The organism is Candidatus Sodalis sp. SoCistrobi, from assembly GCF_900143145.1.
Lineage (GTDB): Bacteria > Pseudomonadota > Gammaproteobacteria > Enterobacterales > Enterobacteriaceae > SoCistrobi.
Map to the genome: position 1 here is coordinate 1 of NZ_FRDB01000118.1, position 9143 is coordinate 9143.

The 9143-nt window shown below is 59.0% G+C and carries 7 protein-coding genes and 2 pseudogenes; 6 read left to right on the plus strand and 3 right to left on the minus strand.

The window, feature by feature from the left end; all coding sequences use genetic code 11:
* Positions 1–208: pseudogene (locus tag CINSTRO3249_RS09280) on the minus strand (hypothetical protein); the annotation flags it as partial.
* A gap of 80 nt (positions 209–288) precedes the next feature.
* On the opposite strand from CINSTRO3249_RS09280, the gene cydC reads away from it, so the two are divergent.
* The 3 genes from cydC (at position 289) to infA (ending at position 3133) form a co-directional block, all read left to right on the plus strand.
* Positions 289–2088: a heme ABC transporter ATP-binding protein/permease CydC gene (gene cydC / locus CINSTRO3249_RS09285; RefSeq protein WP_254304335.1), complete on the plus strand. Its 1800-nt coding sequence runs from the start codon at positions 289–291 to the stop codon at positions 2086–2088.
* 11 nt (positions 2089–2099) lie between these two features.
* Positions 2100–2822: a leucyl/phenylalanyl-tRNA--protein transferase gene (gene aat / locus CINSTRO3249_RS09290; protein WP_074013073.1), complete on the plus strand. Its 723-nt coding sequence runs from the start codon at positions 2100–2102 to the stop codon at positions 2820–2822.
* A gap of 92 nt (positions 2823–2914) precedes the next feature.
* Entirely contained in the window at positions 2915–3133 is a 219-nt protein-coding gene (infA, locus tag CINSTRO3249_RS09295) for a translation initiation factor IF-1 (RefSeq protein ID WP_002211347.1), read from the plus strand.
* 525 nt (positions 3134–3658) lie between these two features.
* On the opposite strand, the gene clpA is transcribed toward infA, so the two are convergent.
* Together clpA and clpS are read right to left on the minus strand one after the other, a co-directional pair.
* Complete coding sequence (gene clpA / locus CINSTRO3249_RS09300) at positions 3659–5929, minus strand: ATP-dependent Clp protease ATP-binding subunit ClpA (protein WP_074013074.1); 2271 nt, start codon at positions 5927–5929, stop codon at positions 3659–3661.
* A gap of 27 nt (positions 5930–5956) precedes the next feature.
* Positions 5957–6277 carry an ATP-dependent Clp protease adapter ClpS gene (gene clpS, locus CINSTRO3249_RS09305; RefSeq protein WP_074013075.1) on the minus strand — a complete coding sequence of 107 codons (321 nt, stop codon included), beginning with the start codon at positions 6275–6277 and terminating at the stop codon, positions 5957–5959.
* A gap of 317 nt (positions 6278–6594) precedes the next feature.
* Between clpS and cspD the strand changes: the two genes are divergently transcribed.
* The 3 genes and pseudogenes from cspD to CINSTRO3249_RS09320 all read left to right on the plus strand — a co-directional run.
* Positions 6595–6816 (plus strand): cold shock-like protein CspD, encoded by a 222-nt coding sequence (gene cspD / locus CINSTRO3249_RS09310; RefSeq protein WP_074013076.1) that lies wholly within the window; start codon positions 6595–6597, stop codon positions 6814–6816.
* Positions 6817–7114: 298 nt separating this feature from the next.
* Positions 7115–8026: a LysO family transporter gene (locus CINSTRO3249_RS09315; RefSeq protein ID WP_074013077.1), complete on the plus strand. Its 912-nt coding sequence runs from the start codon at positions 7115–7117 to the stop codon at positions 8024–8026.
* A gap of 143 nt (positions 8027–8169) precedes the next feature.
* A pseudogene (locus CINSTRO3249_RS09320) lies at positions 8170–9024 on the plus strand (thiamine pyrophosphate-binding protein); the annotation flags it as partial.
* Between the last annotated feature and the right edge of the window lie 119 nt (positions 9025–9143).

A 9143-nucleotide genomic window follows, 5' to 3' on the forward strand; every position in this document is an offset into this window, starting at 1 on the left:
TTCGCTTATTATTCAGAAAACGCCAGACAGCTTGGGTAGTTGCGAAAGTTGATTTTTGAGCACTTGCGAGGTCTTTAACCGCAGAAGCAAGAAGAGCCGCGGGCGTCATATGCTGTTTAACCAGCGTTTGATATCGGCGGGTAAGGCGAGAGTCAATCCCGCCAACAGATAGGTTGAAATCATTCTGCAAAGTAATAACAGGTATCACGATAAATGTGTAGATACCTATGCCGTTAGCGCTGGGCCGCTGGCCGATTTAATTGCTTCCCGAGCACAGGAGCTGTAACGATGCGCGCATTACTGCCCTATTTGGCCCTTTACCGCCGCCACGGCGGACAACTCGCCCTGGGCGTCCTGCTCGCTATTATCACGCTGCTGGCCAGCATCGGCCTGCTGACGCTTTCCGGCTGGTTCCTCGCCGGTGCGGCGACCGCGGGCGCCGCCGGCCTGTACAGCTTTAACTATATGCTGCCCGCCGCCGGCGTGCGCGGCGCGGCGATTACCCGCACCGCCGGCCGCTGGGCGGAGCGGGTAGTCAGCCACGATGCGACCTTCCGCGTATTGCAGCATCTGCGGCTTTACACCTTCAGCCGTATCCTGCCCCTTTCGCCGGGCGTCACCGCCCGCCTGCGTCGGGCGGAACTGCTCAACCGCCTGGTGGCGGATGTGGATACGCTGGACCACCTTTACCTGCGGGTTATTTCCCCGCTGGCGGGGGCGCTGGTGGTCACGCTTGTTGTGAGCGCCGGCCTCTGTTTGCTGGACCCGCGCGCGGGCTTGACGCTCGGCGCGGTCATGCTGGCGATCCTGGCGCTGTTCCCGCCGCTGTTTTACCGCGCCGGTAAACCGGTGGGCGAGGCGTTGACCGCTTTACGCGCCGATTACCGTCTGCAGCTTACCGCCTGGCTTTCCGGCAACGCCGAACTCACCCTGTACGGCGCCGCCGAACGCTATCGCCGCCGGCTGGACGATTGCGAACAGCGTTGGCAAGACCAGCAGCGCCGCCAAAGCGGGCTGGGCGCCGGCGCTCAAAGCCTGCTGCTGCTGGTGACCGGCCTGACATTGACCGGGGTGCTGTGGCAAGTCGCCGGTGACGTGGGCGGCGATGGCTCATCCGGCTCCGGCCCGCTGGTGGCCCTGTTTGCTTTTGCAACGCTTGCGGCGTTCGAGGCGTTAGGTCCGGTGGCGGGCGCATTTCAACATCTTGGACAGGTCATCGCCTGCGCCGTGCGCCTGAACGCCGTTGTCCAACGGTCGCCGGAGGTGATTTTTCCCGCCGCCGGCCCTGCGCCGGCCGCCGGCGTCGCCCTCAGCGTCAGCCGGCTACGGTTTCACTATCCCCAGCAGACAGTAGCCGCCGTTGACGACCTGACCCTGACGGTGGCCGCCGGCGAGCATATCGCTCTCCTCGGCCATACCGGCAGCGGCAAATCCACCCTGCTGCAATTATTGACCCGCGCCTGGGATCCCCAGGAGGGGGAGATCCGGCTTAATGACGTGCCGCTGCGCGAGTGGAGCGAAAGCGCGCTGCGCGCGATGACCGCCGTGGTGGAGCAGCGCGTCCATATTTTCAGCGCCACGTTGCGTGATAATCTGCGCCTGGCGGCGCCGGACGCCGACGATGAGCAGCTAAGCACCATCCTGCGGCAAGTGGGTCTTGACAAACTGCTGACGGGGGAAGGACTCAACGCCTGGATCGGCGAGGGAGGACGTGCGCTTTCCGGCGGCGAGCAGCGCCGCATGGGCATCGCCCGCGCGCTACTGCACGACGCCCCGCTGTGGCTGCTCGACGAGCCCACCGAGGGGCTGGATGCCGTTACCGAACAGCAAATACTGCACTTGCTGGCTACGCTGGGCCAAGGACGAACGGTGGTCATTGTCACCCATCGGTTGCGGGGACTGGAACGTTTGGACCGCATTTGTATTTTGGATCGCGGCACCCTCATCGAGCAGGGAAGCCATCAGGCGCTGATGGCGCAGCGCGGACGCTATTATCACTATCACCGGCCGTTAGAGGTATACTCGTCAGCGATAAACCCGTGCCGGTCGGTGGTTGCCTCTCGGCCTTGTTCAGACGGATTGGAGTAGTCATCGGCAGCATGCGACTTTACCGGCTTTCACCCGACTCTCTGCATTTTCCACCGCCGCACGCCGCGCTCAGCGAGCCTAATGGCCTGCTGGCTTTCGGCGGTGACTTGTCGCCGCAGCGGCTGCTCGGCGCCTACCGGCAGGGGATTTTCCCCTGGTATTCGCCCGGCGACGCCATTTTGTGGTGGTCGCCGGATCCCCGTGCGGTGCTGTTTCCGCACGCGTTCCATCACAGCCGCAGTTTTAGCCGCTTCTCTCGCCGTTGCCGTTGGCGCGTCACGCTGAATCAGGCGTTCGCCGCTGTGGTCGCCGCCTGCGCCGAGCGCGGCACGGAAGGCAGCTGGATCGGTCCTGAAGTCGAAATCGCCTATGGCCATTTGCACCAGCTCGGCCATGCCCATTCAGTCGAAGTGTGGGACGACGAGACGCTGGTCGGCGGCCTGTATGGCGTGGCGCAGGGGGCGATATTTTTTGGCGAGTCGATGTTTAGTCGCCGACCGAACGCATCAAAATTGGCGCTGGCGAGTTTTTGTCGTTATTTTATGCATCAGGGCGGAAAAATGGTAGACAGCCAAGTATTGAATGCGCATACCGCATCGCTCGGCGCGCATAATATTGCACGCGGCGATTTTCTGGCTATGCTTACGCAATTACTGCCTTTATCGCTGGCGGCCGGCTGCTGGCAACCGCAAACCCTCTCCACCGTCCTTCCTGATTCTGAAAGCGGCAGATGATGCGGCTTTCTTCATCATTTCTTTACATAATGAGGGTTTTTCGGCATTATCTTGCCGGTTAAAAACTATGGTATTCACACCTAGAGGATTCGATGGCCAAAGAAGACAATATTGAAATGCAAGGCACCGTACTGGACACGCTGCCTAACACCATGTTCCGCGTGGAATTGGAAAACGGACATGTGGTGACCGCACATATCTCCGGTAAAATGCGCAAGAACTACATCCGTATCCTGACGGGCGACAAAGTCACCGTTGAGCTGACTCCGTACGATCTGAGCAAAGGCCGCATTGTCTTCCGCAGCCGCTGAGATTATCTGAGCGCGTTGCCCCGGGCGGTACCGGTGATCATTATCGGCATGATGCGCGATAATTGCCCCTGCCGCGACCCCGGTGAGTATGTCTACCCGCCATAACGGCTGAAGAAGGCGATGACCCCGGCACCGGTTATCCGGCTGTGCAATCCGGGCTATCGCCCCTCTCATGCCGCTTCGCGTTGTGCTGCAACGGCTTTCACGGCCCGCCCCGCTCCTCGCGACCCGCGCCGCATTCTCCTGCGCTATGATTTTCCTTGTGCCGCCAAAGTGCACCGCCGGGCTTTCCGCTGCGCGCCGATGCTCGGTTACCCAACGGCCTGCGCGGTGATAACCGTAGGCCCTTCAACTGTGTCGCCAAGCTTTCCGCTGCGCGCCAATGCTCGGTAACCAACGGCCTGCGCGGTGCTAACCGTAAGACAGGCAACTGCGCCGCTGGCGGCGCACCGTGATGGCCGACATGGTGACAAAAAAAAGGCGATACCCGAAGATATCGCCCTGCTCAGGCCGTGCCGCCAGGGGCTAGTGCACCGCGCCTTCGGCTTTGCGTTTTTGCGCGCTAAGGAACTGGTATTTGAGGGTTTGACTCTCTTTGTCCAGTTCGACCCGCACCGAGCCGCCATCCACTAATGAACCAAACAGCAGCTCGTTGGCCAGCGGTTTTTTCAGGTTCTCCTGCATCACGCGGGCCATTGGCCGGGCACCCATCGCTTTGTCGTAACCTTTGTCGCTGAGCCAGTTGCGCGCGTCGTCGCTGACTTCCAGCGACACGCCTTTGGCGTCCAACTGCGCCTGCAGTTCGACAATAAACTTGTCGACCACCTGCTGAATAACGTCGGTGGAGAGATGATTGAACCAGATGACGTTATCGAGACGGTTACGGAATTCCGGCGTAAACACCTTCTTGATTTCCGACATGGCGTCCGTGCTGTTATCCTGCTGAATCAGCCCTATCGACTGGCGCTGGGTTTCCTGTACGCCGGCGTTGGTCGTCATCACCAGGATCACATTACGGAAATCCGCTTTGCGGCCGTTGTTATCGGTCAGCGTCCCGTTATCCATGACCTGTAACAGCAGATTGAACACATCGGGATGGGCCTTCTCGATTTCGTCGAGCAACAGCACGGAGTGCGGATGCTTCAGCACGGCATCGGTCAGCAACCCGCCCTGATCGTAGCCCACATAGCCGGGAGGCGCCCCAATCAGGCGGCTGACGGTGTGCCGCTCCATGTATTCCGACATATCAAAGCGCAGCAGCTCGATATCCAGCGCTTTCGCCAGCTGCACCGTTACCTCGGTTTTACCGACGCCCGTCGGGCCGGCAAACAAGAAGGAACCCACCGGCTTATGGTCCTGGCCCAGCCCGGCGCGACTCATTTTGATGGCCTCGGTCAGCACTTCGATGGCCTTGTCCTGACCAAAAACCAGCATCTTCAGACGATCGCCCAGATTTTTCAGCACGTCGCGATCGCTCGCCGACACCGTTTTCTCAGGGATACGGGCAATACGCGCCACCACCGACTCGATATCCGCCACGTTGACGATTTTCTTGCGCTTGCTGACAGGCATCAGCCGACTGCGGGCGCCCGCTTCATCAATAACATCAATGGCTTTGTCCGGCAGATGGCGGTCATTGATGTATTTCACCGCCAGCTCCACCGCCGCCCGTACCGCTTTGGCGGTATAGCGCACATCGTGGTGAGCTTCGTATTTGGTCTTCAGCCCGGTCAGGATCTGCACCGTTTCTTCCACGGTCGGTTCCGTAATGTCTATCTTCTGGAAACGACGCGCCAGGGCGCGGTCCTTTTCAAAAATATTGCTGAATTCCTGATAGGTCGTTGAGCCCATGACGCGGATTTTGCCGCTGGACAGCAGAGGCTTAATCAGGTTGGCGGCATCCACCTGCCCGCCCGACGCCGCACCGGCGCCGATGATAGTATGAATTTCGTCGATAAACAGAATGCTGTTCTGGTCCTGTTCAAGCTGCTTAAGCAACGCCTTGAAGCGTTTTTCAAAATCACCGCGGTATTTGGTGCCGGCGAGCAATGACCCGATATCCAGGGAGTAAATGGTGCAGTCGGCGATGACTTCGGGCACTTCGCCGCGCACAATCCGCCAGGCCAGCCCTTCCGCGATGGCGGTTTTACCCACCCCGGACTCGCCCACCAGCAGCGGGTTGTTTTTCCGGCGGCGGCACAGGACCTGAATGGCACGTTCCAGCTCGCGGTCGCGGCCAATCAGCGGGTCAATGCCGCCAACGCGCGCCAATTGATTAAGGTTGGTGGTGAAGTTTTCCATACGCTCCTCCCCGCCTGACTGCTCTTCGTTGACCGGCGTTTCAGGCCCGGGTGCCTGCGTCTCGTCTTTACGCGTACCGTGGGAGATAAAATTCACCACGTCCAGGCGGCTGACATCATGCTTGCGCAACAAATAGGCCGCCTGAGATTCCTGCTCGCTGAAAATGGCCACCAGCACGTTAGCGCCGGACACTTCGCTGCGTCCAGACGACTGGACGTGGAAGACCGCGCGCTGCAGCACGCGCTGAAAACTGAGCGTGGGTTGCGTTTCACGCTCTTCACTGGCGGGTAAGGTCGGTGTGGTTTGTTCGATAAAGGCTTCCAATTCCTGGCGCAGGGCCACCAGATCGACCGTGCACGCCTCCAGCGCTTCGCGCGCCGCAGGGTTGCTGAGCAGGGCAAGCAGCAGATGTTCCACGGTCATAAATTCATGCCGGTGCTCACGCGCTCTGGCGAAAGCCATGTTTAAACTGAGTTCCAGTTCTTGATTGAGCATTGGCACCTCCCCAAATAGATTGCCTTTTCAGGCTTTTTCCAGCGTACAAAGCAACGGATGCTCGTTTTCCCGGGCATAGCGGTTGACGTGAACCGCCTTGGTTTCTGCGACCTCCGCGGTGTAGACTCCGCAGACGGCCTTTCCCTGATAATGGACCCTAAGCATCAGTTGCGTTGCACGTTCAACATCATAAGAAAAGAACTTTTGCAATACGTCAATAACAAATTCCATTGGAGTATAGTCGTCATTGATAAGTATGACTTTATACATAGACGGGGGTCGTACCGCATCTTTTACCTGTTCTTCAGCTAGATGGCCTTCATCCAGCCTGTCGCTTGTCTTGCCCATCGTGTTGTTCCAACGCTAAATCATCACCGCTGCGCTAGAGCAGCCCCTTTCTTTCATCTTACCATTGGACTATCAAAATAGCCGCCGGCAGCGTCAGGATTTTGTCCGGGTGTGCCGGCAACGGTCAGAAAAAAACGCCTTAAAGCGTTAACTGCTTCAAAGTTTGATAATGTCGTCAGCCAACTCTTTAGCCATCGCTTGATCTCTTATCGCTATCCTCTAGAGTGTAGAGGCATAAGCGGATGCGGGTAATCAGCCGCTTACGACGTCAACTATCCTCATCACATAAAAGCTTCGGTTGCGAGGGATGTAGAAACATGGAGACGGGTAAAGTTAAATGGTTCAATAACGCCAAAGGTTTTGGTTTTATCTGCCCGGAAAACGGCGGCGAGGATATCTTTGCGCACTATTCAACGATCCAGATGGACGTTTACCGGACGCTGAAGGCCGGGCAAGTCGTCAGATTCGAGGTTCATCAGGGGCCCAAAGGGAACCATGCGAGCCTGATTGTGCCTGTTGAAGCCGAGACTGTTGCCTAATAACGCGCCTCGCAATAAAAGGTGTCACCGCATGAAATGCCAGCCTGTTGCTGGCATTTTTTTCTGCCGCTGACGTCTGCATACTCTCAAGTTATAACACTTTTCTTTTATGACGCAAGTTTAATTATGCGATAAATCGCCTGCTGCGCCGCTGGCCGGCGGGCGAGGTGTCTTTCCGCAACGCTGCCCTTTACAGCGCCGGCGCTTTTCGCTAGCGTGTGGCGGTCGATCGCCACACTACGTCATCGGGCCTGCGGCGGTCAATCGTCCCGCTGCGCCATAAGGAAGTGGTCTGTTCATGTATGCCAGTCTATTGCTTATTCTTGTTCCGCTCATTGTCGGCTATACGCTGCCCCGCCCGCCCGTCCGTTGGTTAAAGGGGGTTAATCGCGCCTTGAGCGCCATGGTGTATGTCATTCTCTTCTTGATGGGCATCAGCCTGGCCTTTTTGCCCAATCTCGCCAGTAACCTGTTGCGTATCGGTGTTTACACCGCCGTCAGCGCCCTGTGTATCCTGGCGATGAATGTGTTGGCGCTGGGGCTGCTGGAAAAAGCCCTGCCCTGGCGGGGCGCCGTGGCGCATACGCTGCCGCCCTCGCGCTGGCGCATGATCCTGGACTCGCTCAAGCTCTGCGCCGTGGTGCTCGCCGGCTTCGCGCTCGGTTTGACCCATTGGTCCGGGTTCAGCCTGGCGACCCGGGCCAGCGAGCTCCTGCTGATCCTGCTATTGTGGCTGGTGGGTATCCAGTTACGTAACAGCGGCATGACGCTTAGGCAAATACTCCTCAATCGTCGCGGGTTGCTGGTCGCGCTGGTGGTGGCGGTGAGCGCGCTGGCCGGCGGCGCGCTGGCCGCCTTGCTGCTGGGGCTGCCGCTGTCAACCGGTATGGCTCTGGCCTCCGCCTATGGCTGGTATTCGCTCTCGGGTATTTTGATGACCGATGCCTTCGGGCCGGTCATCGGCAGCGCGGCGTTTTTTAACGATTTACTGCGCGAGCTATTGGCGATTATGCTGATCCCGCTGTTGATACAGCATCGCCGCACCACGGCGCTGGGATTATGCGGCGCCACCTCGATGGATTTCACCCTGCCCGTGCTGCAACGCAGCGGCGGAATGGAAATCGTGCCCGCCGCCATCGTGCAGGGTTTTCTGCTCAGTCTGCTGGCGCCGGTACTCATCGCGCTGTTTTCGGTGCACGCCAACGGTTAAGCAGGCTAACGTCTCCTGTCTCTCACCGGTCGCAGCACGTCGTGCGGCCACAATTGCCTACCCCCACGCCGCCGATAAGGTCTACCCTATAACCAGACGGCCGCCCGGCGCGGCGCTGCCGAGACATTCTCTACGGAGGTAGCATGAAAGACACTGTAGCGACGATGATTGCCCAAACCCTGGAACAGGCCGGCGTGAAGCGGATATGGGGCGTCACCGGCGACTCGCTGAATGGTCTGAGCGATAGCCTTAACCGGATGGGTACCATCGCATGGCACGGCACGCGCCATGAAGAGGTCGCCGCGTTTGCGGCCGGCGCCGAGGCCCATGTCACCGGCCAGTTGGCGGTGTGCGCCGGCTCTTGCGGGCCGGGTAATTTGCATTTGATTAATGGGCTGTTCGATTGTCACCGCAACCAGGTGCCGGTGCTGGCTATCGCCGCCCATATTCCGTCCAGTGAAATCGGCAGCGGCTATTTCCAGGAAACCCATCCCGCGTCGCTGTTTAGCGAATGCAGTCACTACTGCGAACTGGTGTCCAACCCGGAACAACTGCCGCAAGTTTTGGCAATTGCCATGCGCAAAGCCATCATCAGTCGGGGCGTCTCGGTGATTGTCCTGCCCGGCGATGTCGCCCTCAAGCCGGCGCCGGAAGGGGAACGACCGGACTGGTACACCCCTTGCGCGCCGCTGAGGGTACCGCCGATGGGCGAGCTGGAGAAACTCGCCGCCCTGCTCAATGAGGCCCGTAACGTGACATTACTGTGCGGCAGCGGTTGCGCCGGCGCCCACGACGAGGTGGTTGCGCTGGCCCGTCAGTTGCAAGCGCCGGTGGTGCACGCCCTGCGCGGCAAAGAGCATCTGGAATGGGACAATCCCTATGACGTGGGCATGACCGGCCTTATCGGCTTCTCTTCCGGCTATCATGCGATGATGAATGCCGATACTTTGGTGCTGTTAGGCACCCGTTTCCCTTACCGCGCGTTCTATCTGAATCACCCCGGATAAATTAGAGTCTATACTTTAAAAGTGGAGGTCTCTATGACAACGACCAAACGTTACTCTCCGGAAGTCCGTGAACGGGCAGTTAATCTAGTGCTGGAAACTCAGCATGAGCA